The organism is Nostoc mirabile CHAB5784, assembly GCF_020829645.1.
In the GTDB taxonomy this organism is placed as follows: domain Bacteria; phylum Cyanobacteriota; class Cyanobacteriia; order Cyanobacteriales; family Nostocaceae; genus Nostoc; species Nostoc mirabile.
The window spans coordinates 28,508-55,144 of record NZ_JAIVFS010000033.1 but is presented as its reverse complement, the minus strand read 5'-3'; the positions used below and the strand labels follow the sequence as shown (position 1 = coordinate 55,144).

Genomic DNA, 26,637 nt, shown 5'->3' with positions numbered 1-26,637 from the left:
GTCCCTAATCAACTTTAAGTAATTTATGGATATAATCTAACTAGTTTTCATTTATCAAAAGACCAGCTTCTTTTTCGATGCGGTCTAGAGCTTTTTTCGCTCTAAAAATAACTCTCAAATAAGCTAGTTGACTATTCCAAGGTGAACGAGGTAATAGGGTTACTTGAGAGTCATGAACAGTCGTATTTTCTGAAGGGATATCAGTAGAGATATTATTCATAGAAATGGTATTTTGCAGTTTTTAATTACTAGAACTAACTAAAGATAATGCTAAATTTGGTTCTTCTTCCCAACCTTCTGGCCATTGAATGCGATCGCTAGTAAAATGAAGCGGATCGTTTTCAGGCCAAGGAGCATTTATCGGTTCTTCAATTAGCCCAAACTCCCCATTGTCAAAGGGGTTTCCGTCCGCCCGACGTTGAAGAAAAACTCGCTCTCGAATACCGCCTTTTTCCTGAGTCAGGGCGCGATGATGACAATAAGGATTATTACCTCTCTTATCAAAGAAAACGTGAGCAGTCCAACTGCAACCACCTCGACAGAGTTGGGCAAATTCACAAGTCTTGCAAAAACCCCATAAATGTGATGTTCCTTTAGGAGTATCCGCTCCGAGATTAAACCGTAATTCTTCGGTTTCTTCAATAATTGTCCGTAGTGAATAATCGCGGATGTTACCGCCAGTGTATGCTGTGGTAGGTAGTGAGGGACAACCTTTGATAGCACCATCGGCTTCGATGCCTATAGCAGACAGTCCAGCACTACATCCCTGCCAAAAAGACCAAGCATCTCCTCCTCGCAACAATCGCTCATAGGGCCCGTAATAGCCAATATTATTTCCTGGCTGTACTTGCACCCCTTCTCGCTTTGCCCGTTGAGCAACACGAGCAATCATAGGATATACATCTAGTAATTCATAAGGTTGCAGCAGAATCTCACTATTATCTGCTGCATTCCCCATCGGTACAGTCAATTGAATTTGCCAAGCGAAGATTCCGGCGTCGCGCAGATGCTCGTAAATACGAGGAAATTCTGGTGCAGAGAGACGATTGATTTGAGTGTTGCAGCCGAAGGGAATACCTGCTTGTTTGAGATTGCTCATAGTCTTAAACGCCCATTGCCAAGAGCCTTGTCTACCACGGAGGCGATCGTGAGTTGCTTCTAAGCCATCAACTGAGACAGATACCACTCTAATTCCAGCTTCTTTCATCCGGCGTGCTGTGTCGAGAGTGATACCATAACCTCCAGTGGTCATACCGCAAAGCATCCCCGCTTGGGTAATTGCTTGGGCAATCTCCAGCCAATCAGGACGCAGAAATGCTTCACCACCAATTATGGTTACTTCAGTGATTCCCACTTCCGCCATTTGCTTGACTAAATCAAGGGCTTCTGTTGTAGAAAGTTCGTTCGCTCTTGTATGACCAGCACGAGAACCGCAGTGCTGGCAAGCTAGATTACACTTTAATGTAATTTCCCAAACTGCATAGCTAATTCGACGATAAGTCATTAGAATACCCTCAATTAATTTCTTGAGAAAAGGACGAATATATCCCTATCCGTCCCCATAAACCTAAACTCTTATCTAAGCAATATTATCTGACTGAATAACTCCATAGGCAAGCTGATAACCAGGTGGCTTGTGAGGACAATCAATAGGTTCCGTAACAATAACTCCATATAGCGGCCGTATAGTAGGCTTCCCAGTAATTGATGAAGCCCCACCAAAAACGGCTTCTAGTTCTTCTTCATTTAAATCCTTGAGTTCATCGTCGCCAGCAGTTGACTCCAACAATTGAGCCGTATATTCTTCAAACTCATCTTGGGTGAAATTGTAGCCAGCACTTTGAACAATTTGGCTACATTCTTCCTTACTTTTCACTCCTTGAATTTGAGCGCGAAAAGCTTCATCATTTGCTAGCTGTGCATAAAAGGCTTGAACATTTTTTATGGACATGATTTCCTCATAAAATTATTTAATTACAGACCTAGCTTTGCTTAACCAATAGTCGGTGTTGCCACTTCAACTGCAAAGCATCTTCTAAATCCTCAACAGGGTTCCGTCGTGCTACTGCATTGTTAACAGCGTTATCAATTAGATTGTTAATTTCTAATTGAAGATTTGAATTCTTTTTCTTGCCTTCCATTTCGCTTTTCCTCAGAATATATAACTAGATATAGGCTTAATTACTAAGTACTGGAATTACCTAATCTGTCTATATTTTAGGCATGAGAGAAATGATTTAACTATGTTTTGCCAATTGTTAACTAGACATAAATAAAACTTTTATGTCACTAAATAATCAACCGATACAGGGCAAACGCATCTAAATTACTCTTGATCATAAGCAAGGTTAAGAACCAACGAAAAAATCAGCATTTCACGTTTGATTTATTTTCCTAGCTTCAGAGCGATGTCTACGATGGTCACTGAGCTTTGTCGAAGTGCGGGCTACGCCTACGCTAAACTTATGTCAATAAGCAGCTATTAATGCGACTGCTTTTCAGCTTATTGAGAATAAAATCTTTTTATTGACATAATGCGGCCGCCCTGTCAATCGATACTTTTCAGTAATAAGCTGTCGCGCCTACAAGTTGCACCATTTTTATTGTCAATAAAAGCTGGAAACTCTCTCCCCTGACCTCTGCCCCCTGCCCTCTGCGGTGCCAATGTGCAAATTAAATGCTTAACAGCTTAACTATTTATTTATCAAGTTCATATATCTATTACAGCAATTTTCAGGTATTTAGACCACGACTGAGATGGGGAGTAGGGAATGGGAGTAGCATAGTTCAATTACTTGAAAAACGCTGTAATTCATTCATAGCAAGGTTTTGCACCAATTCTAAGAGAATATATCACTAACTTTTTTACCCTTAATAAAACATTTATGTCTCCAAAACTTTTCTGACTGATGAGCAATGTCTAACGACAAGATAACAAATAAGATTTAAGTCTATACTACTAAATAGTTTTAAGGCTGCTCAAGAAAACTTTCAATTCAAAATATTGTGGAATAGAGTTGATATTATCAATATCTCTATTCTGCATTTCTCACTCTTTCAAACAAAGCTCGATAAACAGGCTCACCCTTTTTTTGCGTACCTATTTCCCGTTCTGTGGGGACTGGTAGCGGGTTTTCAGCTAACCATTCTTCTGTACCAACTTTCTGATAAGCTGGATGAGCGGCAAAGCGATCGCGCATTTCCACCGCAACAAATTCCATATCTGATTGCAGAAATACAACTCCCCCAACTGCAAGATAATTAGCTAATTCTGCCACTAGTTCTGGTTGCACTACACGGCGTTTAGCGTGGCGGGTTTTAAACCAAGGATCGGGGAATTGAATTGTAACGCGCTGTAAACTTCCTGGTGGAAGGGAAGAGAAAAGGGAGTGCAATGAGTTATTCACATTGCAAAATAAATAGTGCAGGTTTGTCAAACCTAACTCAGAACGTAACTTATTCGCCTCCACCACCAGAGGTTCCCGAATTTCCAACCCAAGAAAATTCCAGTTGAGTTCTATTTGAGCCATATTCACCAAAAACTGTCCTTTAGCGCAGCCAATATCTAAATGTAGCGGTTGATTTGGCTTTGCATAAATTTTTTCCAAGTCTTGGGGACTTGCTGGTGTTTGATACTTTTTACCAAGTGGATTAACATGCTGGCGGACTCGGACTGCTGCCAAAATTTGCTCTCCTTTACGTGAGAATATCCTGTATGTCGTGCGATCGCCATCAGTTGGCTTTGTTAACAAAATGTACTAACTAGCTGGTAATTTTAGTCAATTGCCTGCATTCATCTATTACAATAGCAACAATAATGGATTGATTGAGAGTGGCAAACAAGTTTACTCTACTCATGCTAGTAATGGTAGTAAAGGTCAAATTACTGCAACCTTAGAAGCACAGGCGAATTACTATGTTGGAATTTCAGCTTTTAGTCTAAAAGTCAATAAAAAGGTCTTGCAATCTGGTAAATTTGTGGGTGCGATCGCTAAAATCTGCGGTGACGGTGGAAGACCAAACTTAGCCCAAGCCGACGGATGCCAGCGTTATTTCTCTGCTGTACAGACATTTCACCTTTGTATGAAACAAAACCTATTTTTTGTTGATTTAAAAGTGTTTCAATTTTATTAATTCCCTCTTGTTTATACTGAGAAAATACTAAAACTTTTTCTCCATTGGCGGCTATTGTTTCTATATACTCTATTAGTAATTCACTCTTTGGGCTAGTTGACTGACCAGAAGCAAAATTACATATTTTTTTTAAATTACCAATAAGTTTAAAAATATTATTTCTAACTTGAAAATCACTTTCTGTTTGAATTGATGTTTCTAATTGAATCCGACCAATGTCTAATGCTTTTTCGTACTCATGCTTTTGATTGACATTGATTAAAATTTCATCTTGAACTATAACAATATTTGGTTTTTCTTTTAAAGCTGTAAGTAAAGGAAGTGCTATTAGCTCTACAAGGATATAATCATATAGAATTTCTCCATAAAGTGTTCTCTGGATTTTTGTAGGACGTACTGGTTCAGTCACACGAAATTCAAGTGGTTTTGTTTCTTTATCTGTAACTAATACAGCCCCTCGAATAGCATCATTATCAAACTGGTATTTTGAGAGAAAGGCAATTTTAAAGTTGTCAATGTCAATATTGCTGAGGGGAGTACCATTTAATCCTTCGTATAATGCGATTTTATGCTTGCAACTGTATTATATACTACAATAAGCTAATGTTGAACTACAGTAAGTAATTAATAAGATACCTAAAGTAAAAGGTTGTTCAATGCAATCAAGGAATGCTTATACCCGGATTTATCACCACAATTCTCAAAGCCTTATAAAATCTAGATTCCGATTTTTCACACTGCATCAAAAAATAACCTGTCGAAAATGCCCGAAACATATTCTGGATAAGGATTATGAAGAGTGCGATGCCTGCGGCGGGCGTAGCCATCGCAGGGCTTGTGAGAAATGCGGGTTATATCTGGATTACTTCACCCAATCTACAGCTACAGACATATTGATCAATTTTTAGGTTCTGTGATCGCTTCACTCAACCTCCCGCAAAGTACTTAGACGCAAAGCTACTTGTCCTCAGACATGACACTCCAATCTAGTCAAGTAATCTAATATCCCTATACCATTACGCCAAAAAGCTCAAATGCAAAGAGTCACAGTTGATGAGATCCAACAAGATTCCTTGAAGTACCTAAATTAAGTTGATATAGGTAAAAGTTTTGTTATTGTCCAAGCAGCTAGACAGTCATATTTTTTACTATTAGTAAGCTATGATATATCGCCCTACTTCGTTTGTGAATTAGCTCAATTCATCATTTTGTTCATCAATGATTTCCGGTACTAAAGCTGAGTTACTTTTACGTTCTTCTACCGACTGCTCCCGAATAACATCGTCAATTTTCGGAGGGTATTTGATTAAGTCCAGTGCCTCTGGTAGAACTTGGATCAAACCAAAGAGCATCTACTAAGACGCTTGAGTTAGCTTTCCAGGCAAAAAAAAGCAATATATGTTAGGATTGTATCAAATTATGGCAATTATTCAAGAGCAATTTAGAATAATTTTGCGCTTTGTTGAGTAAAAAAGCTAAAATCTACGATTTTTGGAGATTTTTAGGTTATGACAACCTCACAGGAGAGGATTATCCCGATAGACTTGCGAACCGAAATGTCGCAGTCTTATCTGGAATACGCCATGAGCGTGATAGTGGGTCGGGCGTTGCCAGATGCCAGGGATGGTCTAAAACCTGTGCATCGTCGCATTCTCTACGCAATGCACGAGCTAGGTCTACTGCACGATCGCCCCTTTAAGAAATGCGCCCGTGTGGTGGGGGAAGTGTTGGGTAAATACCACCCCCACGGTGACACGGCAGTATATGATGCCTTGGTGCGGATGGCGCAGGATTTTTCCATGCGATCGCCCCTAGTTAACGGACATGGTAACTTTGGTTCGGTAGATAACGATCCGCCAGCCGCCATGCGGTACACAGAATGCCGCTTGCAAGCTTTAACTAGCGCTGGTCTACTACACGACATCGAGTATGAAACCGTAGATTTCGCCGATAACTTCGACGGTTCCCAGCAAGAACCGACAGTGCTACCGGCGCGAATTCCGCAGTTGTTACTCAACGGTTCCTCTGGGATTGCCGTGGGTATGGCAACCAACATTCCGCCGCACAATTTGGGCGAATTGATTGATGCTTTGGTGGCTGTAATCCACAATCCAGAAATCACCGATATTGAGTTAATGCAGTATGTCCACGGCCCAGACTTTCCGACTGGGGCGCAAATTTTGGGGACATCTGCCATTCGAGAAGCTTACACCACCGGGCGTGGTTCCATCACCATGCGTGGTGTCGCTAACATTGAAACCGTTGAACAACGGGGACGCCCAGATAGAGAAGCAATTATCATTACTGAATTGCCCTATCAAACCAATAAAGCGGCGCTGATTGAAAAAATCGCCGAAATGGTGAACGAAAAGCGTCTAGAGGGCATCGCAGATATCCGGGATGAAAGCGATCGCGACGGGATGCGAGTTGTCATCGAACTCAAGCGTGATGCTTATCCCCGCGTTGTGCTGAACAACCTCTACAAGCAAACGCCACTGCAAGCCAACTTTGGGGCGAACATGCTGGCGTTGGTGAATAGCGAACCCCAAGTACTCACCCTCAAGCAGTTCTTAACCGTCTTCTTGGATTTCCGCATCGAATCCATTGCCAGACGCACCCGCTACGAACTGCGGAAAGCCGAGGAACGCGACCATCTCCTGCAAGGATTATTAATTGCCCTATCCCAGTTAGATCCAATTATTGTCTTGATTCGTCATGCTCCCGATGCGCCCACAGCTAAAGGCGAATTAATCACAACTTACGGACTTTCGGAAGTGCAAGCAGATGCAATTTTGCAAATGCAATTGCGGCGGTTGACTGCCTTAGAAGCAGACAAAATTCGTTTGGAACACGAGGAATTACAAGCGAAAATTACCGATTTGCAAGATATTTTGGCACGCCGGGAGAGAGTGCTAGAAATCATTGAAACTGAAGTCGCGCAACTAAAAACTAGCTTTGCCACACCCCGCCGCACGGTGATTTTACCAGGAGAAGGGGAACTAGATGACCGTGACCTAATTGCCAATGAAAAAGCAATAATTTTGGTTACAGAGCAAGGCTACATCAAACGGATGCCAGTTAACACCTTTGAAGCGCAAAGCCGTGCTACCAGAGGCAAAGCCGCAGCCAAGGTGAAAGATGATGATACCATTGAGCATTTTTTGACTTGCTGCGATCACGACAGTATTTTATTCTTTAGTGAGCGTGGTGTTGTTTATTGCCTGAGAGCTTATCAAATTCCAGCGAGTTCGCGTACTAGCCGAGGGACACCAATTGTCCAGATGCTACCGATTCCCAAAGAGGAAAAAATCACCTCGATTGTACCTGTTGACGAGTTTAGCAGTGAAGAATATCTGGTCATGCTTACTAAGGGCGGCAATATCAAGAAAACCGAATTGGCCGCGTTTAGTCACATTCGCGCCAATGGTTTGATTGCCATTTCCTTAGAAGAAGGCGACCAACTGCGCTGGGTGCGACGCGCTAGAGTAGAGGACAGTGTAATCATTGGTTCTCGGAACGGGATGGCGATTAACTTCCGGTGCAACCACGAACAACTGCGTCCTTTAAGTAGGGCGACTCGTGGGGTGAAAGCAATGAAACTCAAAAATAAAGATGAACTGGTGGGTATGGATATCCTCCCCGCAGCAATTCTTGAAACTTTGGATATAGTTACAGAAGCCGAAACTGAAGATATCGAAACAATTGAAACAGAAGATATCGAAATTACTGAAACTAATGAAGAGTCCGCAGAAGTGCCTAGCAGTGGCATTGTTGGCCCTTGGGTGTTGGTAATTACAATGGGAGGATATGGTAAGCGCGTACCAGTTGCCCAGTTCCGACTACAAAATCGTGCCGGTCAGGGTTTAATGGCAACCAAGTTCAAAAACCGCAAAACCAAAGATAAGTTGGCAACCCTACGCATTGTCAACAATGATGATGATGAAATCATGATGGTGACAAATCGCGGTATTATCATCCGTCAAGCGGTAAATGCGATTTCTATCCAATCGCGATCGGCAACTGGAGTCAGAGTGCAGCGTTTAGACGAAGATGACGCTATTACCGGAGTGGCAATAGTTCCACCTGATGCTGCCGATGCAGAAGAAGCAGAGTAAAAAGCAGGAGAGGCAGGGGGAGAAATTAACCGCCTTACTCCCTTGCTTAATTGCCTTAGCTAGCGGCATTTTAATGGGGCTAACCGTCGCCCCTGTAGGTGCATGGTTCTTGGCTTGGATTGCCCTAGTTCCCTTATGGGTGCTAGTTGTCCCTTCAGCTAAAGGCAAAAACCAATTCCCCCTTGCTTTCCTATGGGGTATCGGTTATCACGGTGTCGCCCTATCTTGGATTACCGGAATTCATCCGATGACATGGTTGGGCGTTCCTTGGTTGCCAAGCTTGGCAATCACTCTTTTTTGTTGGGGATTTATCAGCCTCTTGGGAGGGGTATTCGTTGCTATTTGGGCAGCTGTGATGGTTCGCCTAAACGGACAAAAACCGTGGCTACGTATATTGATTGGTACAGCCGTCTGGTGCGGATTAGAGAGTCTGTGGAGTGCGGGGCCTTTGTGGTGGAGTTCCCTTGCTTACACTCAAAGTCCGCACAATCTCGTAATTTTACATCTGGGGCAACTCTCTGGGCCTAATACTGTGACAGCAGGAATAGTTGCCGTGAATGGGTTAATTGCTGAAGGATGGACGAACCGCCAAGACGCCAAGGACGCCAAGATTTTCTCTGTGTCCTCTGCGCCTTGGCGGTTCGTTAATAAATACTGGGTTAGCGCCACAGGATTATTAATTACTTTACACCTTATCGGTTTTATCTTATATAGCCGTCCCATCGCCCAGTTACCAGAAGCAGCCTTGAAAGTGGGGATTGTTCAGGGTAATATCCCGAACCGACTTTTACGAAGTTCTGAAGGGTTTCGTCGCGCCCAAGAAAACTATACCAGTGGGTATATAACTTTAGCAAATCAAGGTGTAGATGCAGTCCTCACCCCAGAAGGAGCCTTACCTATTTTCCAGCGTGACTTACTGGGAACTGCCTTAGTCGCAGCAGTGAAGGAAAAAGGCGTAGTTGCTTGGATTGGGGCTTTTGGAGAACGGGGAGACAGTTATACAATTAGTTTGTTTACTTTTAATGCTAAAGGTGAAATTGTCAGCCGCTACGATAAGTCCAAACTAGTACCTTTGGGAGAATATATTCCCTTTGAAGGAATTTTAGGCGGGATAGTTCAACGCTTGTCGCCTCTGGAAGCACATCAAGTTCCGGGTTCGACAAATCAAATATTTGATACTCCTTTTGGTCGGGCGATCGCTAGTATATGTTATGAATCTGCTTTTCCTGAGCAATTTCGCCGTCAAGCTGCTGCGGGTGGGCAATTTATCCTCAGTTCTTCTAACGATGCCCATTACACTGCATCGATGCCGTTCCAGCACCATGCACAAGATATCATGCGGGCAATTGAAACTGATAGATGGTCAGCACGGGCAACGAATACAGGATATTCAGGCTTTATAGATCCTCACGGCAGAACCTTGTGGATATCTGGATATAATACTTACGAAACTCATGCTGAAACAATTTATCGGAGACAAACGCAGACTTTATATGTGCGTTGGGGTGATTGGTTGACACCGTTGTTATTGATATCCTCTGGAGGAGCTTGGCTGCTAATTCAACTTGGGCATACAAAGAAAATAAGTGATTAGTAATTAACTTTTTTCCCTGATCCCAAGATACTACTCAATACTGTTTGGTTAAGCCTAAAAAATAACTCCAATGTAGGTTGGGTTGAGGAACGAAACCCAACATTTTCAGGGCTTTATTAGGTTTAAAAACTCTTACCAATAATGCAGGACTTACGCAAACAATAGCCGAAACCCTTATTTCACGTAGGGGCAATTCATGAATTGCCCCTGAGCGCGTGTACTTTTGCGTAATATCATGTCCGCATAATTAGTTATGATTCCCACAGTCATTACACCCCACCCCTTAATCCCCTCCCCTTAGCAAGGGGAGGGGAGACAAAGCGTAGCTTTGGCGGGGTGGGGTTCTTCGGGTTTAATAAGTAATCAAGCGGACATGATATAAGTCCTAAATTTATTTTCTGGAAGTCCCTTACCTAAATTTTTATAGTAACATCTGGATATTTTTAACTAATTAAGATAAAATAATAAATTTGTCCGTTGCATCACTTCTTTTGTATATGCCCAAAACTTACACCGTAGAAATTGATCACCAAGGCAAAATTCATACTTTGCAAGTTCCTGAAAATGAAACGATCTTATCAGTTGCCGATGCTGCTGGTTTGGAACTGCCGAGTTCTTGTAATGCAGGTGTTTGCACAACTTGCGCCGGTCAAATAAGCGAGGGAACTGTGGATCAAACTGATGGTATGGGCGTTAGTCCAGATTTGCAAAAGCAAGGTTACGTATTGCTTTGTGTTGCCAAACCCCTTTCTGATTTGAAAATTAAGACAGAAAAAGAAGATGTAGTTTATCAGTTACAATTTGGCAAAGGCAAATAATCAGCGAACAGTTAGTCAGTATATCGGATGATTATTCACAACTGAATAACTGTTCACGGAGATTACTAAATCTGAGAAATTACACAAATATTTCATCGCCGATGAAATCAGCTATAGAAACTACAAATCAACAGGATTTACCAAAATGACAACTCATTTTATTACCGCAGAAATTGATTTACAAGAAACTCCCGCAGAGTTACTAGAAGTAATTGAAACAGAGTTAAAGAAACAAGGCGAACCTCTGCGTTGGGCAGTTACTTCTGTGGATGCTGACGAACAAAAAGCTACAGTTGAAGCCGTGGTGACAAAGAGTGCTGTTAGCGATAGCGGGGCATTGAGCCAGTGCTGAGTTAGAAGTTAAAAGTTGAGAGTGGGCAAAGGTTATTTCATTTTCATCTAGCCCGCCTCAGAATGAATTCACCAGTCTAATAGCGAAAGTCGTCTCAAGACGACTGGAAAAGGTTATGGCCCGTTAAAACGGACTTTAGTTCTGGGCGGTTTATGTCTAGAACGAAATAGCCCTGGAGAGTGGGAAATAACTTAAAATGAATCGTCCATACACTACTATCTTAATTGTACCAACTGGCGTTGGGGCTGCCATTGGGGGTTATGCAGGAGATGCTTTGCCTGTTGCCAAAGTTATAGCACAGGTTTGCGATCGCCTAATTACTCACCCCAATGTCCTTAATGGCGCAAGTTTGTACTGGAATCTTCCAAACGCTTTCTATGTTGAAGGTTACGGGCTTGACAAATTCGCCTCTGGATGCTGGGGTTTGCGTCCAGTCCGCACTAACAAGGTAGGTTTACTTTTAGACCAAGCCATTGAGCCAGAATTACGGCTACGACATCTACAAGCAGCCGATGCAGTTAGAGCAACTCTGGGATTGACCCTAACAGAGTATGTAATTACTGATGCACCATTAAATGTAGAATTGCGGACTACAGCATCGGGAGCTAGTTGGGGAACAATTGGCAACGCGGATAGCTTATTACGGGCAGCTGAGATATTAATTAAAAAAGCGGGGGCAGAAGCGATCGCAGTTGTTGCCCGTTTCCCCGATGATATGGATGAGGAGGCAGTACAAAAATACCGCCAGGGTGAAGGCGTTGATTCTTTAGCGGGTGCAGAAGCCGTAATTAGCCATTTGCTAGTGCGAACCTTTCAAATTCCTTGCGCCCATTCTCCCGCCCTTTTGAGCGAACCTCCACAACCTGATTTATCTCCCCGTTCCGCCGCCGAAGAATTGGGCTATACCTTTTTGCCGTGCGTCCTTGTAGGATTAAGTCGTGCCCCACAATTTATAGTAGAGAGAGGAGCAATCGGATCACAGCAAGAAGATATTTGGGTAGATGAAGTGGATGCTGCGATCGTACCTGCAACTGCTTGTGGTAGCAGTGCCTTACTAAGTTTAAGCCAAAGACGATGCCAAATAATTACAGTAGAAGAAAATAAAACTCTTATAAAAGTTCCTCCCCAACCGTTGGGGATCAAATCTATACAGGTAAACTCATATTTAGAAGCAGTAGGTGTATTGGTAGCACATAAAGCAGGTATTAATCCCGACGCTCTCCGTCCCAAATTATTACCTTTGCAGTCAATTAGTCATTAGTCATTAGTCATTAGTCATTAGTCATTAGTCATTAGTCATTAGTTATTCTCCCCCTGCCCCCTGCCCCCTCCCCTCTCTCCCTAAAAACCCGTGATTGAACAACAAAAGCAAAAGCCAGAAATTCCATACCTAACGCGCATCCAAATACTTGGGGCGATGGGAGCGACTGCAATCATTTTGTTGATAGTCGCTAAACTTTCGTTATACCTTGGCAACTTTTCCCTATTTTCTTGGGACTTGAACCAAAGACAGCTGCTGTTGGGTGTAGGGTTGGGATTCGCCATCACCACGTTAAGTGGCGTAGCTTATCGCGTTTGGACTCCCTACCGTAAAAGTGCAGATTATTATCTAGAAATGGTACTGAAGCCCTTAGCCTTACCAGACTTAATTTGGCTGGGGTTACTACCAGGGTTGAGTGAAGAATTATTATTTAGAGGTGTAATGCTGCCAGCTTTAGGCTTGGATCATCTGGCTGTGATTGTATCCAGTCTTTGCTTTGGCATCTTGCATTTTAGCGGTTCCCAACAATGGCCTTATGTGATTTGGGCAACAATTGTTGGGATGATATTCGCCTATAGTGCCCTGCTCACTGGCAACTTATTAGTGCCGATTGTCGCTCACATTATTACCAATTGGATTTCTAGCTATTTCTGGAAAATGTCGCAATTACGGCAATTAAAAAATAAATTTTGAGCTTCTAGGAATTAGTGCGTAGGCGTAGCCCAACCACAGGCATCGCACACTATCAACCATAGAATAAATTACGTGGTTTGAGCGCTCTGGCTAGATGCTTTTTGTGCAACAGTTTTTAAACGAGTCGCCCTGCTTTTACGGATACGTTCACTTTTGCGAACTCCACCAGCCATCTCATATTCACGGCTATCTTTTCCGTATTTAAAGCCAATTCCCATGAGCATTTTCTCAGAGAAAGTACCCAAGATTTGTTCTAACTCTTCAATTTCTACTTTGGAAGAGTCAATGGTGCTGAGAGCGGTGTTATGAGCTTCTATCTTGACGCGTAATTGCTCAATTAGTTGTGTCAGACTTTTTAAATTGTAATCATCTCCAAGATCCAGATTGGCATTAATTGCTTTGAGTCCAGAGAATCTTAACTCAGCACTTTCTAAAACGCGGGATGTCCGTTTTCTCAAAGACATAAATTTAGTTCCTTGTAACATTTATACAGTTACTATGCCCTACTGGAAATATATTCTGGCTCCGCAAAATCCACAAATAATTGTATTTTTTATGACATAATTACTGGTAAATTCTCTTAATTTATCTGAAGCGTCTATAGCGTTTCTCGCTCAATACGGTTCGGTTAAGGTGCATAGGCCTTAAAGATCCCCCTTAGTCCCCCTTAAAAAGGGGGAAATAGAGCCATTTTTAGCCCCCTTTTTAAGGGGGGTTGGGGGGATCGAATCTTATCCGAACCGTATTGGTTTCTCGCTTGTCTGCAAGAGACTCTGACCTCACTTCCATTCTAGGAGAGAGGCTTTGAGGCTTACTTCCCAACGCTGCTAGCGTTGGGGCTATTTCAATACTGCGTAGGTTTTGCCTAAAAATAACTCCAATGTAGGTTGGGTTGAGGAACGAAACCCAACATTATCAATACTGCGTAGGTTTTGCCTAAAAATAACTCCAATGTAGGTTGGGTTGAGGAACGTAGACCCTACATTATCAAGGCTTTGTTGGGTTGCGCTTTGCTTAACCCAACCTACAAATCTTCAAAACCTACGCAGTATTGGGGGCTATTTTTGTTAGGTCTGTATTGAACTCAATCCAGAAGCGCTATATCTTAATTACAGCTTAAGCATTGATAACTACGGAAGAAGTTGTGTTAACCACAACTTGAGCATTGATAACTACGGAAGAAAATGTATTAACTACAGCTTGAGCATTTATAACCGCAGAAGAAGCTGTATTAACTACAGCTTGAACATTTATAACTACAGAAGGAGCTGCGTTAACTACAACTTCAATATTTATAAGCAATGCTTAAGTTTTATTAACTACATGTTCAATTTTACTTATAAAATTAGGAGCTTTTATAATTATTGCTTAAGCTGTAGTAACTACAACTTTAACTTTACTTATAGCATTATGAGCGTTTGTAACTACAGCTTCCATATTTATAAGTTATGGTTAAGTTGTATTAAATATAAATTCAGATTTAATTATATGTTATAAATTTTTTATAAAGCGTGTATGTGTAATTGCAGCTACAGAGATTTTTAGTCAAGTAGACTACAATAAACATATTTAAACCCAAACTCCTTCCTGCACTTTGTGCCGCTACGCAAATCTAAGGAAGGTGAGTAGTAAGTCTCTCTCTGTCAAGAGACTTAAAGGCTTATTTTCGCGTTGTTCCTTCTGTTTCTGAGGGGGGAGGCTAACTCTGATAAGTCTGTATGACTCTTGTTGAAAAAGAAAGAATTTTTGGCTGTTTTGCCAGAAAACTACAACACCTGATGAGAAAATGAGGCATTAAACAAAGCGATCGCCATTTTATTATTAACAAGCCCGTTAATCAGACCTGATTTTTTGAGGTCAAAGGCGATAAAAGCTTTATGGAGCACGACGTAGAAGGTTAGTGCCTCAAAATACACCTGAAAGCCAATGCTTGTTTAATAAGTTTTGTGTAGAATTTGGTGGAGAGGTGATTTACTTGATTCTCAATTGCAGCAATCCAGGTTTCATTTATGAATCAGTCTTTTTCTCAAAACCAAGCAAGACGAAATCGTGAACAAAGGCTGTGGCAACAAAAATGGAGTTTAAAAACTAAAGCAATTGTTTGGGCACTAAGCATTAGTATCCTTCCTGTGGTTGCAATTGGAACAGCTACTTACTACTATGGCATTAATTTAATTACCAAACAAATTCCGCAAGTAAGACTTGAGAGTGCAGCAAGTTCAACAGAAACTGAACTAGCTCTACAGAGACAATTGTCACTCTTGTTAACTGGTATGGGAGTAACAGCAATTTTAACAGGTGCGATCGCTGTTTTTGTAACTAATCGAGCTATTAGTCGAGTCAGTAAAGCTGCGGCAATTTCTAATAGTATCAAAAACAAGCTGCGTCCAGACAGTGAGTTTACTCAATATTTCATCGCTAACGAAGATGAATTAGTGATGTTAGAGAGAAACATAAACTTATTTACAGAGCTGCTTTCAGTTTTGGTAAAGGAAAAAGAAACCGAAGCTGATTACTCCCAACTATTGAGGAAAGTTACGCAATGGGTTCGAGAATCATTCAATGAAGAAGATGTTCTCAAAATTACCTCAGAAGAAATTCGTAAAGCTTTAAGCATTGACCGCGTAAGCATTTTTTGCTTCAACTCCAATTGTAATGGAACTTTTATCGCTGAGTCAGTGGCACCTGGTTTACCAAGAATATTAGGGGTTACAGTCTCTGAACCTGGGTTCGAGACAGGGTATATAGAAAAATACCAGAATGGTTCCATCCGTGCTATTGATAATATCTATCAAGCCGATCTCAGTGATGATGATATTGAGTTGCTAGAGCAATTTGCTGTCAAATCTAATTTAGTAGCACCTATTCTTAAAGGCAAACAGCTATTCGGTTTATTGATTGCACATCAGTGTTCTAGAATTCGCTTTTGGCAGCAGTCTGAGATTGATTTGTTGACTCAGATAGCTATACAAGTAGGATTCGCCCTTGACTACACTAAACTTCTAGAACAGGTTGATACGAAGGCAGATATAGCTCAGGTATTTATCGAAATTACCCGCAGCATTCGCCAATCGCTTAACGAAGAGGATGTCATCAAAACCACCGTGGAAGAAGTTCGCAAAGCCCTAAGTAGCGATCGCGTCCTGGTTTATACATTTGACGCTAGTTGGTCTGGAACAGTGATTGCAGAATCAGTGGTTCCAGGTTATCCCAAAGTTTTGCGGTCTGAAATCCAAGACCCATGTTTTGCTCAGGACTATGTAGAAAAGTATCAGTCTGGTCGCGTTCAAGCCATAAACAACATTTATGAAGCTGGTTTGCGTGATTGTCATATTAACCTGCTCGAATCCTTTGGTGTGAAAGCAAATTTGGTCGCACCCATTCTCAAAGATCAACAGCTCTTTGGCTTATTAATTGCACATCAATGCTCCAGACCCCGTGATTGGCAACAGTCTGAGATTGATTTATGTGCCCAAATAGCGATGGAAGTGGGATTTGCTCTCGACCATGCAAGGCTGCTGCAACGAATCGAGGCTGAGAGTGTGCAAGGTCAGTTGCTGGCGGATACTATCGGCAGCATTCGCCAATCGCTCAACGAAGAGGATGTCCTGAAAACCACGGTGGAAGAGGTTCGTAAAGTACTAAGTACTGACCGAGTGATGGTTTATAGCTTTAATGCTAATTATTCTGGAACTGTGATTGCCGAATCAGTTGTTCTCACCTACCCAAAAGTTTTGCGATCTGAAATCCAAGACCTATATTTTGGTCAAGGCTATGTAGAAGATTATCAGTCTGGTCGCGTTTTAGCAATAAATAACATTTACGAAGCCGGTTTGGCTGATTATCAGATTAGCCTACTCGAATCCTTTGCTGTCAAAGCAAATTTGGTAGCCCCCATTCTTAAGGATGAACAGCTATTTGGCTTATTAATTGCACATCAGTGTTCCAAACCTCGTGATTGGCAACAATCTGAGATTGATTTATTTGGCCAAATAGCGATGCAAGTGGGATTTGCTCTCGACCATGCAAGACTCCTGCAACGAATCGAAGCTGAAAGTAGGCGAAGTCAGTTACTTGTGGATATTACCCGCAGCATTCGCCAATCGCTCAAGGAAGAGGATGTCATCAAAACCACTGTGGAAGAGGTTCGCAAGGCACTGAGTATTGACCGAGTATTGGTTTATAGCTTTTACGCTAATTGGTTCGGAATTATAATTGCTGAATCAGTAGTTCCAGGTTATCCCAAAGTTTTGCGGTCTAAAGTTTACGACCCTTGTTTCACAGAAAACTATATAGAAAAGTACCAGTCTGGTCGTGTTGTCGCAATAAACAACATTTATGAGGCCGGTTTGGCTGATTGTCACGTTACCCTGCTCGAATCCTTTGGTGTGAAAGCAAATTTAATAGCACCCATTATTAAAGATGAGCAGCTATTTGGCTTGTTAGTTGCACATCAGTGTTCTAGCCCCCGTGATTGGCAACAGCCTGAGATTGATTTATTTACCCAGATAGCGATGCAAGTAGGATTTACTCTCGATCATGCTAGGCTCCTACAAGCATATCAAGCTACTGAAGCGAACTCTGGTGAATAGCTTTGTGGAAGAGGATGCAATACACTTCGGATAAACAGGGGAGCAGGGGGCAGGGGGAAAGAGGACAAGGGGCAGGGGGCAGGGAGAAAAGGGGAAAAAGAACCTGCATCAAGCCTTTCACTTCCCCCTTATATCACGTCGGGCCAATTAAGCATAATACCCGGAACCCCACCCCGCCAAAGCTGCGCTTTAGCTCCCCTCCCCGCAGGCTCTTAGGGGTTGGGGGTGGGGTTCTTTTATTAGGGGTAATTTGGCGGACATGATATTACACCCTGCTCCCTTGCTTCTTCCTGCTCCCCCAGCAAGAACAGCAAGAACAGCAAGAACTGCCTTAACCCAAGTGTATTGGGCTTAGTGTAGCTTTTGACGAAGAAGCTGCTAGAGCGATCGCTAATGGTAAAATCCGATGTTCCTGAATTTGAATCCTGGCGTGGAGTGTTTCTGCTGTATCATCCGGCAATACTGGTACTGCGGCTTGCATCAATATTGGGCCACTGTCCATTTCTAAACAAGCTATATGCGCTGTACAACCAGTGATTTTTACCCCAGATGCTAAGGCTTGTTCTACAGCATGGATTCCCTTGAAACTAGGTAACAAACTAGGATGGATATTAATAATCCTTTCAGGAAAGGCATCAATGAAAACTGACGTTACCAGTCGCATCCAACCTGCCAAAATCACCCATTCTACATTGTAGTGCCGCAATGTCTGCACAATTTTCTCATCAAACTCTTCTCGACTTTTATAGTTGCGGTGATTCAATAAAACAGCTTCTATACCTCTATTAGCTGCTCTTACGGTTGCTTTAGCCAAGGGGTTATTGTAAATTAAAACTTGAATTTGGGCATTTAGCTGTCCATCTTGGATAGCTTGGGCAACTACATCAAAATTGCTGCCATTCCCAGAAGCCATAATTCCCAGTTTTAAAGGGGCGAATTGTTGGCAAATATCGCTAGTGCTAGGAGAAACCAAGCTCAGGGTAGAATCAGGGCGGAAGGTCATAACAGCTAAGAGGGAAAATTATAGATGCCAAAAATATATCCTAAGTCGTGGTTGGATAACGATACGTAGCTGCCTGAATTTTTCTCACATAAATAGGTAATATTCTAAAACTTGGTATGAAGGAAACAACACAGAGATTAAATCAGTGAACAGTCAATAGTCATCATTTATCAGGCGTAGAGGGCGTAGGTTAGAAATCAGTAAACAGTCAACAGTGAACAGTTAACTGATAACTGATAACTGATAATTGATAACTGATATAGCTCAGTCTTAAACCCAATTATCAAAACTTTTAACTGTTTACTGATAACTGTTAAAGCCGCACAGGATTTGATCGCAGCATAGGTGAGTTAAATGGCGAAGGTAGCGTTGCTGGTTGGGGTCAGTGAGTATGAGCCAGGGCTGAACCCATTGCCTAGTGCAGTTAGAGATGTGGAAGCAGTGTACGAGGTACTGCTACATACCGAGATGGGCGGATTTGCTGCGTCAGATGTCACCCTGCTAAAAAATCCTGAGCGACAAGTTGTAGAAATTGCGATCGAAACGCTGTTTTCTGGTCGGGACAAGGATGATTTGCTGCTACTGTACTTTTCAGGACATGGTATCAAAGATGATCGCGGTAGGCTGTATCTGGCGACTCGTAACACCAGTAAGACGCAGCAGGGCGAATTGATTCGCTCAACGTCGGTGTCTGCCAATTTTATTCACGATCGCATGAGTGAAAGCCGCTCCCGTCGGCAGGTGGTAATCCTAGATAGCTGCTTTAGTGGCGCGTTTGCCGAGGGAATGTCTGCCAAAGATGACGGCATGATTGACATCCGGGAGCAGTTAGGCGGTGAAGGACGAGCTGTATTGACTTCTTCTACTTCAACTCAATATTCCTTTGAGCAAGAGGGGCAAGATTTATCGATTTACACTCGTTTTTTGATTGAAGGGATCAAGTCAGGAGAAGCCGATCGCGATCAAGATGAATTTATCTCCATTGATGAACTCCATGAATACGCCAGTCAGAAGGTGCGAGAACTTCAACCGGCGATGAAGCCGGAAATTTATGCAATTCGAGAAGGCTTTAAAATTCGACTGGCAAAGGTGGCTCCGGGTGATCCCAGGCAGCGATACCGTAAAGAGGTAGCGCGATTTATTCATCGAGGCGAAATTTCTCTTGTTGGTCGTCGCACATTAGATTATCAGAGGACTTGCTTGGGATTGGAGACAACTGAGGCGAAGGCGATTGAAGATGAGATATTAGAACCTTACCGCAACCAGTTCCGCGAAAAACTCCAGCACTATCAGCAGGTGTTCACCGAGTTACTGGAGCGAGACGAAACGATTACAGATAGCGATCGCCACGATCTGCAAAATCTCCAGCAAACTTTGGGGCTGCGGAATGAGGACACGATGCCGATTGAGGCACAAGTGACTGCACAGTTTAAGACGCATCAGCAAAACCTGCAAACTTATCAGCAGGCGTTTACAACGGCACTGCGACAAGAGTTTCTCTTGAGTGCAGCAAGCCGCGATCGCTTACGGCAAACTCAGCAGCAATTAGAGCTTGCGGATAGAGATATTGCCGCGATAGAATCTCAGATTACGGCTGAGGTAGAGGCACATCACCAAAAACTCCGGGACTACGAACGGCTGTTTTTTACTGCCACCCAGCAGGAATATCCTCTCAGTGAGGCAACCCGGAATAATTTACGCCAACAGCAGCAGCGCTTGGGACTGAGGGATGTAGATGTTGCACCAATTGAAGCCCAAATCACAACACAGATTGAAAGCTATCATCAAAAACTCCAGCAGTACGAGCAGGCGTTTGTGAAGGCGACGCAGCGCCAGCATTATCCAGATGAGGTGACGCAAAAGCAGTTGCAGCAAACGTGGCAGACGTTGGGGTTGAGTGAAGGGGATGTGAGAGCGATTGAGAGGCGAATTAATGCCGAGATTGCAACGCATCAAGCAAACTTGCGGCAATATGAGCAAGAGTTTACAGAAGGTGTTCAGCAAGAATATCCGCTTAGTGCTTTCAAACGCTCTCAACTAACGCAACGTCATCAAGCGTTGAATCTGACTGCTGAGGATGTTACTGCAATTGAAAATCCAATTATTGCTGCGATCAAGGAACATCAGCAAAAGCTTCAGCAGTATGAAGAGGTGTTTAGAGAGTCGATGCAGTTTGAATATCCTCTTAGTGATGTTACTCGTGAAGAACTTCAGCGCTTTCAACGAATTTTAGAACTAAATGATGCGGAAATAGCTGCGATCGAAGCACTTATTATTCAACAATCTTCAGAAGCAGAATACCAGAAACAGCAAGAGAGAATCAGACAGCAACAAGAGGCAGAGAAACAACAGCAACAAGAGGAAGTAAAATATCACCAAAAATTACAGCACTATGAGCAGGAATTAATTAAAACAATTAAAGCAGGAAATTCCTTTGATAGTGATGATGTTCGGCAGAGGTTAAGGCAATTTCAACGGACTCTAGGACTTAAACAAACTGACATTACTGCAATTGAAACCAGAGTTGTAGCAAGCCAAGAATTGATTAAACCTCCGATTCAGCAGCCAAGTTCTGCTCAACCCACTCAATCGGCTCAAGAGCGAATAACCCTACAAAGGTTTTTGAAGTGGGCTGGTCTGGGAGGTGTAGATTTGATGACAGCAGTGGTAGGTGGTGAAACTATTAAGCGTCAATCACCGACAACTATCTCTGTAGCTGAACCCAAATATATTCCCCCTATTAAAGAAGCGTCTAAAGCATTTGGATTACCCTTGTGGACGGTTAAGTTTGAAACGGTAACGGTAGATAAAAAGGGACAGGTAATTAAACGAGATCCTAACAAGCAAGCTAAGTTCTTTAAGGAGGACTTAGGCAATGGCATAACTTTAGATATGGTTCAGATTCTTGGAGGCTCTTTTAATATGGGTTCGCCACCCGGTGAAAATGGTCGAACCAAATATGAAGAACCACAGCACGCTGTGAATGTGCCTGCTTTTTTTATAGGCAAGTTTGAAGTGACTCAGGAACAGTACCAGCAAATAATGGGTAGCAATCCGTCCAACTTTAAGGGAGCAAAACGTCCTGTAGAAACAGTGTCCTGGAATGATGCAGTAGACTTTTGCAAAAAGCTGAGTGAAAAGACTGGGCATAAATATCGCCTACCTAGTGAAGCAGAGTGGGAATACGCCTGTCGTGCAGGAACAACGACACCATTTCACTTTGGCGAGACGATTACAATTGAGTTAGCCAACTACGATGGGAATTACACCTACGCTTCTGCACCAAAAAGAAAATCTCCTCAAGTAACAACAGAAGTAGGAAGTTTTCCACCCAACGCCTTTGGATTATACGATATGCACGGGAATGTCTGGGAGTGGTGTCAAGATACTTGGCATGACAGCTATAAAGGAGCGCCTAGTGATGGAAGTGCATGGATAGATAATAATCAATATCGAATACTGCGGGGCGGTTCCTGGGTCAACAGTCCTAGGAACTGCCGTTCCGCGTCCCGCAACGACGACTTCGGTAGGGCGGAGCGCGACGACATCTACAACTATGTTGGTTTTCGTGTTGTCTGCGCGGTTGGGAGGACTCTTTAGCCCTTTATACTTTAGCTCTTTTGCCCTCTGCCCTCTCTTCTTTACCCTTTTTGAGTGTAGCGAAGCGGAACGATCTAATTTTTTTTTCAAAAAACAGAGTGGATTAGGTTTAAGTAAAGACTCCAAGTAGAGATAATTATGAACCAAGAGCTTACCCAAGCGATCGCCTGTTGAAAAGTGCGTAGTTTACCGTCGTAGGCATCGCAGTTGGATCTTAAATTTTCATGAACTTTGCATCGCGCACTTGTTCATAATGTTAGCCTTGTCCTTCTAAAATCTCAAGTATTCGACTGTTTTCAGTTTGCAAGTTAAGAATTGAAGCTTGCATTTGCTGCATATTGACGGCGAGTACTTCAAAGTTTTGTTGATGAATTGTCACTGTTTGCAGCAGCAAGTTAACTGAGTTGGCAATTTCGTTTACTGACTGGGTTAACTCTGCCGTTGATTGTCTCAGTTCGGTTGTTGATTGTCTCAGTTCAGCATTCACTACAACCTGATTGTCAAGCTGTTGTGAAACTCTCTCTAGTGTTGCTTCTATTCGGTCTAGTCTGTCTGGTTGTTGTGTCATAAGGATTGGTGAGTAGGGGAAAAGTGTGTAGTTTACCGCACTTCGGCATACTTCGACTGCCCTCAGTACAAGAGGCTCAGTGACCACCGTAGGCATCGCATTTACTTCTTTAGGTTGCCTTTTCGTTTGATAATTATTCACAAACTACAGTCGTGCAAGCAATTGAACGGCTTTCTGGTTTAGGCTTAATTGTAATTTCTACATCATTACCTAAAATGTTTATAAATCTGATCAATCTATCTATTGAAAAATCTTTTAGTTTCCCTCTAGTTAAAGCAGATATTTTTGGTTGATCTATTCCAAGAACTTCGGCTGCTTGGACTTGATTTAATTGGCGATTAGCAATAATTTCACTAATTTTGCGTGCAAGTTCTGCTTTAATTAAGCGCTCTTCAGGATTAGACAATCCTAGATCAGCAAAGACATTTCCGTTACTAATATAAACATCATTTTCGTTGCTCATTTTTTACTCCATTGTTTTTGCTATTTCTTGTAAATAATCTTCCTGAGCAACCTTGAGTCTCTTCTTAACTAAATCTATATCTTGTTTTGGTGTAGCAATACCGTGTTTTGATTTCTTTTGAAATGAATGTAATAGGTAAACAAATCCTGCAAATTTAACAGTGTAAATTGCCCTGTATGTATCTCCTTCAAAATCATCTACAATTTCTAAAACCCCAGTGCCTGTAAATCCATGCAAAGGTTTTGCGTCAGGATGCTTTTCACCATGTTGTGCTAAATCCAAAGCATAACCCATTACATCTTGCACATCTTCAGGGAAATCTTTTAAATCATCAAGAGCGCTTGCAATCCATTTGAGGGGTTTTTCTTGTTTTTTACTCATGTATTGCTAATTATGCTAATAATAGCATATTAAGTCAACAAGTAAGATAGTAGTATCAAAATAAGTCCATCACCAACTACGTTACTTAAAGTATAAGCGATGCCTACGGCTGTAAACTACGCACCTGCTGGGCTTTGATGCAAAACTTAGTTTAAAGACTCCAAGTAGAGATAATTATGAACCAAGAGCTTACCCAAGGTAAGGGTAAAATCAAGGCGGAGGATCATAACAGCTAAGAGGGTTAATTATAGATGCAAAAAAAAAATATTAAGTCGTGGTTGGATAATGATACAGTAGCTGCCTGGATTTTTCTCACACCAGCACTAATTTTGCTGGGCGTTTTTATCATTTGGCCGATCGCCTATTTGTTTTACCTCAGTTTCACTGCTGGTAGTTTCACTCTAAAAGGTATTTATTGGATAGGCTTAAAAAACTATTCGCGCTTGCTACTCAACCCCGACTTCTGGCAAGTTCTGGGTAACACGTTTTATTTTACTGTTGCCACTATCATTCCCAGTTTAGTTATCTCTTTGGGATTGGCAGTACTATTAAACCGCTCCATTCCCTTGCGGGGCATCTTGCGAAGTGCCTATTTTCTGCCTTCAATTATCTCACTTGTGGCAGCCGGTTTAGGATTTCGCTGGCTGTTTCAAACATTAGGGCCAGTTAACGGACTTTTAGATTTTTTCGGTATTCCAGCCATACCCTGGCTAGGAGACACATTTTGGGCAATGCCAGTAATTATTTTAATGAGTATTTGGAAACAACTCGGTTTCAATATGGTAGTTTTTTTAGCAGGGTTGCAAGCAATTCCTCCCAGTCGTTATGAAGCAGCAGATTTGGATGGAGCAAATGCTTGGCAACAATTTTGGTATATTACTCTCCCTGGATTGCGCCCGACTGTGATATTTGCAGTCATCACTACCGCGATTTTTACATTGCGGAGTTTTGAGCAAGTTTTTGTGATGACTGGCGGTGGGCCACTGAATTCGACTAATTTGCTAGTTTACTACATTTACCAAGAGGCTTTTGCTCAGTTTGATTTTGGTTATGCAGCAGCCGCCGCGACGGTGTTACTAGGAGTGACGATGGTACTCGTGTATTTGCAACTGCAAACTTGGGGAGAGGAGTAGGGGAGGTAGGGGAAGCAGGGGGCAGGGGGCAGGGGGCAGGGGGGAATTTTGGAAGTTGCTAAATCATCGCGCAAATGTGCAATGCTAAAAAATGTAGTGCATTCAGTTAGAAACAGCTAGAGTTTTTACTTTTTATATAGGCTGCGATATTCCCAAGGGTTCACAAATTTAGTATCACTCCAAACACCAAGCCGTTGTTGCTTGGCCTCAGCTTCGGCTTGTTGAACTAAGTCTTTGCTAGGACATTTGTTTAAATAGGGACGATACACTTTTGCTAAACCTTCTTGCAATAATACCTGTTGCACAAAAGTGCCATTTTTTAAACGAACTTCGGCAATTTTACGTCCATAGCGATCGCTGTCGGTGATATTCAAAGTCACGCGATCGCCTCCTTGTTGCACCAGTTCTTGCACCCGTTCTTGGGCTTTCACACCCCAAGTAAATTGGTTGCGATCGCTAGTGCGTTTACTCTGCTTTTCTTTATTAGTATGAGCTATTTCTGGCGCATCTACACAAGCAAAACGCACGGTAAGATTTTTGCCGTTAGTATCTTTCACTACTAAAGTATCGCCATCACTGACTCGCTCAACTGGTTCTCCAGAAGTACCCATAAAGCGTAGACGCGAAGCGGCTTGTCGCACGACATCGCAGCCTATCAAACCCAAAATTAGGATAGTTGCACAAAGCCAAAATCGCACTGGTTTAATTAATTTCTCCATCCAAAGTTACCTGCATTACCTCTGTGGGATGATACTAGCAAAATGCAAAGATATATTTGTTAACCTTTGATATCATGTCCGCATAATTAGTTATGATTCCCACAGTCATTGCACCCCACCCCGCCAAAGCTACGCTTTGTCTCCCCTCCCCGCTTGCGGGGAGGGGATTAAGGGGTGGGGTTCTTCGGGTTTAATAAGTAATCAAGCGGACATGATATGACATACTGCCACAGGCAATTCCAAATGATAAGAGCCTCTGGCGGCAACCAATAGAAAATGCGGATTAGTATAAGAATTGTAACCTTCCAATTGTCAGGCGGAATTTCTGATGAACTTCTTGACTCACGTTCTGCATTTAGCTGGTTCAGGTGTTTTTGCCTATTACTCTGCTGCTCAAATTCGTGATTCTAAAACCCGCCCCAACATCCTTGCGGGGTTTCAGTTGGCAGAATCTGGCTCTGTGCCATTTTTATCTGCACTTAGCGATCGCGCATCTGCCGAAGGCGATACATGGCTAGCCGAAAAACTAGCAAAACATGCATCAGATGAAACTAGGCATGGTCAAATTTTTGCCCACGCCTTACAACAGCTGAATAAACAAGTGATAGATTTCAAGGGTCAACCCCAAACTACATCCACAAAAAAATCACAACAGCGTAGTCCCTTTTTCGCAGCATTCTTTGAAGGTTATACCCAAGAACAGCTAAAACCAGCTGTCATTGACTGGGATGTGTTTATGGCTAGCACATACATTCTTGAGTTAGATGCTAGTAAAGACTTTGCGCGAATGGCGAAAGTATTACCTGATAACGAGTCAACCGCTCGTAATTTGAAGTTAGGAATGCTTTGTATTGCCCAAGATGAAACTGGACATGCTGCTTATCTCTACGAAGCAATGATGCGACGGATGTCTGCTAGTAAAGTGCAAAAACTCGTAGATATGTGGCGAACTCGCAAGGTAAACGCCTTGTTAGCAATGGTTGGTGGTATCCTCCAGCGTAATGGTGAAACGCGATCGCTAGTCCAGGATAGTGCGCCGTCGGAAATCGATTCTGAGTTGGTAGCTACGTAATTATAGATATTCTTGAGTATCTAATGTTCACAAATTTGTGAAAATTCAACATTTAGCTTGAAAGGCACGAGGTTTGTCCTTGCCTTTCAAGCTAATTCCACACTTCTTTCCTTGATATTATTCTGCTTTAATAATGATA

Annotated in this window: 24 protein-coding genes; 10 read left to right on the top strand and 14 right to left on the bottom strand. The window is 42.4% G+C overall.

Features of this window, described 5'->3' with window-relative positions; translation table 11 throughout:
• Positions 1-40: 40 nt before the first annotated feature.
• From LC653_RS21130 to LC653_RS21100, 7 genes are all read right to left on the bottom strand, one after another.
• Positions 41-220, bottom strand: a complete 180-nt coding sequence (locus LC653_RS21130) for a hypothetical protein (RefSeq protein WP_229496752.1) — start codon at positions 218-220, stop codon at positions 41-43.
• Positions 221-241: 21 nt separating this feature from the next.
• Positions 242-1,504: a nif11-class peptide radical SAM maturase 3 gene (locus tag LC653_RS21125; protein ID WP_229496751.1), complete on the bottom strand. Its 1,263-nt coding sequence runs from the start codon at positions 1,502-1,504 to the stop codon at positions 242-244.
• A gap of 75 nt (positions 1,505-1,579) precedes the next feature.
• Positions 1,580-1,951 (bottom strand): Nif11-like leader peptide family natural product precursor, encoded by a 372-nt coding sequence (locus LC653_RS21120; RefSeq protein WP_229496750.1) that lies wholly within the window; start codon positions 1,949-1,951, stop codon positions 1,580-1,582.
• A gap of 31 nt (positions 1,952-1,982) precedes the next feature.
• Positions 1,983-2,141 carry a hypothetical protein gene (locus tag LC653_RS21115; protein WP_229496749.1) on the bottom strand — a complete coding sequence of 53 codons (159 nt, stop codon included), beginning with the start codon at positions 2,139-2,141 and terminating at the stop codon, positions 1,983-1,985.
• 894 nt (positions 2,142-3,035) lie between these two features.
• On the bottom strand, positions 3,036-3,683 hold the full coding sequence (gene trmB, locus LC653_RS21110) for a tRNA (guanosine(46)-N7)-methyltransferase TrmB (protein ID WP_229496772.1): 648 nt from the start codon (positions 3,681-3,683) through the stop codon (positions 3,036-3,038).
• A 308-nt stretch (positions 3,684-3,991) separates the two neighbouring features.
• On the bottom strand, positions 3,992-4,543 hold the full coding sequence (locus LC653_RS21105) for a hypothetical protein (protein WP_229496748.1): 552 nt from the start codon (positions 4,541-4,543) through the stop codon (positions 3,992-3,994).
• A gap of 781 nt (positions 4,544-5,324) precedes the next feature.
• On the bottom strand, positions 5,325-5,486 hold the full coding sequence (locus LC653_RS21100) for a hypothetical protein (protein WP_229496747.1): 162 nt from the start codon (positions 5,484-5,486) through the stop codon (positions 5,325-5,327).
• A 156-nt stretch (positions 5,487-5,642) separates the two neighbouring features.
• Here LC653_RS21100 and gyrA point away from each other — a divergent pair, with 156 nt between their 5' ends.
• The 6 genes from gyrA (at position 5,643) to LC653_RS21070 (ending at position 12,967) form a co-directional block, all read left to right on the top strand.
• Positions 5,643-8,249 (top strand): DNA topoisomerase (ATP-hydrolyzing) subunit A, encoded by a 2,607-nt coding sequence (gene gyrA, locus LC653_RS21095; protein ID WP_229496746.1) that lies wholly within the window; start codon positions 5,643-5,645, stop codon positions 8,247-8,249.
• Positions 8,230-9,843, top strand: coding sequence for an apolipoprotein N-acyltransferase (lnt, locus tag LC653_RS21090; protein WP_229496745.1), 1,614 nt, complete (start codon positions 8,230-8,232; stop codon positions 9,841-9,843). Before gyrA ends, lnt begins: the two co-directional genes overlap by 20 nt.
• A 497-nt stretch (positions 9,844-10,340) precedes the next feature.
• Complete coding sequence (locus LC653_RS21085) at positions 10,341-10,661, top strand: 2Fe-2S iron-sulfur cluster-binding protein (protein WP_229496744.1); 321 nt, start codon at positions 10,341-10,343, stop codon at positions 10,659-10,661.
• Between the two features lie 145 nt (positions 10,662-10,806).
• Complete coding sequence (locus LC653_RS21080) at positions 10,807-11,013, top strand: DUF8621 family protein (RefSeq protein WP_229496743.1); 207 nt, start codon at positions 10,807-10,809, stop codon at positions 11,011-11,013.
• Between the two features lie 196 nt (positions 11,014-11,209).
• Positions 11,210-12,274 (top strand): DUF3326 domain-containing protein, encoded by a 1,065-nt coding sequence (locus LC653_RS21075; RefSeq protein ID WP_229496742.1) that lies wholly within the window; start codon positions 11,210-11,212, stop codon positions 12,272-12,274.
• Between the two features lie 90 nt (positions 12,275-12,364).
• A complete protein-coding gene (locus LC653_RS21070) occupies positions 12,365-12,967 on the top strand; it encodes a CPBP family intramembrane glutamic endopeptidase (RefSeq protein ID WP_229496741.1) in 603 nt (200 codons plus the stop codon).
• Between the two features lie 68 nt (positions 12,968-13,035).
• On the opposite strand, the gene LC653_RS21065 is transcribed toward LC653_RS21070, so the two are convergent.
• Positions 13,036-13,431 carry a hypothetical protein gene (locus tag LC653_RS21065; protein WP_229496740.1) on the bottom strand — a complete coding sequence of 132 codons (396 nt, stop codon included), beginning with the start codon at positions 13,429-13,431 and terminating at the stop codon, positions 13,036-13,038.
• A 652-nt stretch (positions 13,432-14,083) separates the two neighbouring features.
• Positions 14,084-14,269, bottom strand: coding sequence for a hypothetical protein (locus LC653_RS21060; RefSeq protein WP_229496739.1), 186 nt, complete (start codon positions 14,267-14,269; stop codon positions 14,084-14,086).
• A gap of 707 nt (positions 14,270-14,976) precedes the next feature.
• On the opposite strand from LC653_RS21060, the gene LC653_RS21055 reads away from it, so the two are divergent.
• Positions 14,977-17,559 (top strand): GAF domain-containing protein, encoded by a 2,583-nt coding sequence (locus tag LC653_RS21055; RefSeq protein WP_229496738.1) that lies wholly within the window; start codon positions 14,977-14,979, stop codon positions 17,557-17,559.
• Positions 17,560-17,890: 331 nt separating this feature from the next.
• Here LC653_RS21055 and purN read toward each other — a convergent pair whose 3' ends face one another.
• Positions 17,891-18,562, bottom strand: a complete 672-nt coding sequence (gene purN, locus LC653_RS21050; RefSeq protein ID WP_229496737.1) for a phosphoribosylglycinamide formyltransferase — start codon at positions 18,560-18,562, stop codon at positions 17,891-17,893.
• A gap of 354 nt (positions 18,563-18,916) precedes the next feature.
• Between purN and LC653_RS46890 the strand changes: the two genes are divergently transcribed.
• Positions 18,917-22,162 carry a caspase, EACC1-associated type gene (locus tag LC653_RS46890; protein WP_308189112.1) on the top strand — a complete coding sequence of 1,082 codons (3,246 nt, stop codon included), beginning with the start codon at positions 18,917-18,919 and terminating at the stop codon, positions 22,160-22,162.
• A gap of 256 nt (positions 22,163-22,418) precedes the next feature.
• Here the strand turns inward: LC653_RS46890 and LC653_RS21035 are convergent, their stop codons facing one another.
• From LC653_RS21035 to LC653_RS21025, 3 genes are all read right to left on the bottom strand, one after another.
• Positions 22,419-22,730: a hypothetical protein gene (locus LC653_RS21035; protein WP_229496736.1), complete on the bottom strand. Its 312-nt coding sequence runs from the start codon at positions 22,728-22,730 to the stop codon at positions 22,419-22,421.
• Between the two features lie 133 nt (positions 22,731-22,863).
• Entirely contained in the window at positions 22,864-23,193 is a 330-nt protein-coding gene (locus LC653_RS21030; RefSeq protein ID WP_229496735.1) for a helix-turn-helix domain-containing protein, read from the bottom strand.
• 3 nt (positions 23,194-23,196) lie between these two features.
• Positions 23,197-23,574 carry a type II toxin-antitoxin system RelE/ParE family toxin gene (locus tag LC653_RS21025; RefSeq protein WP_229496734.1) on the bottom strand — a complete coding sequence of 126 codons (378 nt, stop codon included), beginning with the start codon at positions 23,572-23,574 and terminating at the stop codon, positions 23,197-23,199.
• A gap of 251 nt (positions 23,575-23,825) precedes the next feature.
• Between LC653_RS21025 and LC653_RS21020 the strand changes: the two genes are divergently transcribed.
• Positions 23,826-24,707 (top strand): carbohydrate ABC transporter permease, encoded by an 882-nt coding sequence (locus LC653_RS21020; protein ID WP_229496733.1) that lies wholly within the window; start codon positions 23,826-23,828, stop codon positions 24,705-24,707.
• Between the two features lie 125 nt (positions 24,708-24,832).
• On the opposite strand, the gene LC653_RS21015 is transcribed toward LC653_RS21020, so the two are convergent.
• Positions 24,833-25,426, bottom strand: a complete 594-nt coding sequence (locus LC653_RS21015) for a thermonuclease family protein (protein ID WP_229496732.1) — start codon at positions 25,424-25,426, stop codon at positions 24,833-24,835.
• Between the two features lie 328 nt (positions 25,427-25,754).
• Here LC653_RS21015 and LC653_RS21010 point away from each other — a divergent pair, with 328 nt between their 5' ends.
• A complete protein-coding gene (locus LC653_RS21010; protein ID WP_229496731.1) occupies positions 25,755-26,498 on the top strand; it encodes a ferritin-like domain-containing protein in 744 nt (247 codons plus the stop codon).
• Positions 26,499-26,637: the final 139 nt, after the last annotated feature.

Excerpts from the sequence above, each read along its gene's own strand:
- LC653_RS21125 (WP_229496751.1), bottom strand. The coding sequence starts at position 1,504 with ATGACTTATCGTCGAATTAGCTATGCAGTTTGGGAAATTACATTAAAG.
- LC653_RS21030 (WP_229496735.1), bottom strand. The coding sequence starts at position 23,193 with ATGAGCAACGAAAATGATGTTTATATTAGTAACGGAAATGTCTTTGCT.
- LC653_RS21035 (WP_229496736.1), bottom strand. The coding sequence starts at position 22,730 with ATGACACAACAACCAGACAGACTAGACCGAATAGAAGCAACACTAGAG.
- purN (WP_229496737.1), bottom strand. The coding sequence starts at position 18,562 with ATGACCTTCCGCCCTGATTCTACCCTGAGCTTGGTTTCTCCTAGCACT.
- LC653_RS21015 (WP_229496732.1), bottom strand. The coding sequence starts at position 25,426 with ATGGAGAAATTAATTAAACCAGTGCGATTTTGGCTTTGTGCAACTATC.
- LC653_RS21020 (WP_229496733.1), top strand. The coding sequence starts at position 23,826 with ATGCAAAAAAAAAATATTAAGTCGTGGTTGGATAATGATACAGTAGCT.
- LC653_RS21085 (WP_229496744.1), top strand. The coding sequence starts at position 10,341 with ATGCCCAAAACTTACACCGTAGAAATTGATCACCAAGGCAAAATTCAT.
- LC653_RS21010 (WP_229496731.1), top strand. The coding sequence starts at position 25,755 with ATGAACTTCTTGACTCACGTTCTGCATTTAGCTGGTTCAGGTGTTTTT.
- LC653_RS21100 (WP_229496747.1), bottom strand. The coding sequence starts at position 5,486 with ATGCTCTTTGGTTTGATCCAAGTTCTACCAGAGGCACTGGACTTAATC.
- LC653_RS46890 (WP_308189112.1), top strand. The coding sequence starts at position 18,917 with ATGGCGAAGGTAGCGTTGCTGGTTGGGGTCAGTGAGTATGAGCCAGGG.
- LC653_RS21115 (WP_229496749.1), bottom strand. The coding sequence starts at position 2,141 with ATGGAAGGCAAGAAAAAGAATTCAAATCTTCAATTAGAAATTAACAAT.
- LC653_RS21025 (WP_229496734.1), bottom strand. The coding sequence starts at position 23,574 with ATGAGTAAAAAACAAGAAAAACCCCTCAAATGGATTGCAAGCGCTCTT.
- LC653_RS21080 (WP_229496743.1), top strand. The coding sequence starts at position 10,807 with ATGACAACTCATTTTATTACCGCAGAAATTGATTTACAAGAAACTCCC.
- gyrA (WP_229496746.1), top strand. The coding sequence starts at position 5,643 with ATGACAACCTCACAGGAGAGGATTATCCCGATAGACTTGCGAACCGAA.
- LC653_RS21130 (WP_229496752.1), bottom strand. The coding sequence starts at position 220 with ATGAATAATATCTCTACTGATATCCCTTCAGAAAATACGACTGTTCAT.
- LC653_RS21065 (WP_229496740.1), bottom strand. The coding sequence starts at position 13,431 with ATGTCTTTGAGAAAACGGACATCCCGCGTTTTAGAAAGTGCTGAGTTA.
- LC653_RS21075 (WP_229496742.1), top strand. The coding sequence starts at position 11,210 with ATGAATCGTCCATACACTACTATCTTAATTGTACCAACTGGCGTTGGG.
- lnt (WP_229496745.1), top strand. The coding sequence starts at position 8,230 with ATGCAGAAGAAGCAGAGTAAAAAGCAGGAGAGGCAGGGGGAGAAATTA.
- LC653_RS21120 (WP_229496750.1), bottom strand. The coding sequence starts at position 1,951 with ATGTCCATAAAAAATGTTCAAGCCTTTTATGCACAGCTAGCAAATGAT.
- LC653_RS21055 (WP_229496738.1), top strand. The coding sequence starts at position 14,977 with ATGAATCAGTCTTTTTCTCAAAACCAAGCAAGACGAAATCGTGAACAA.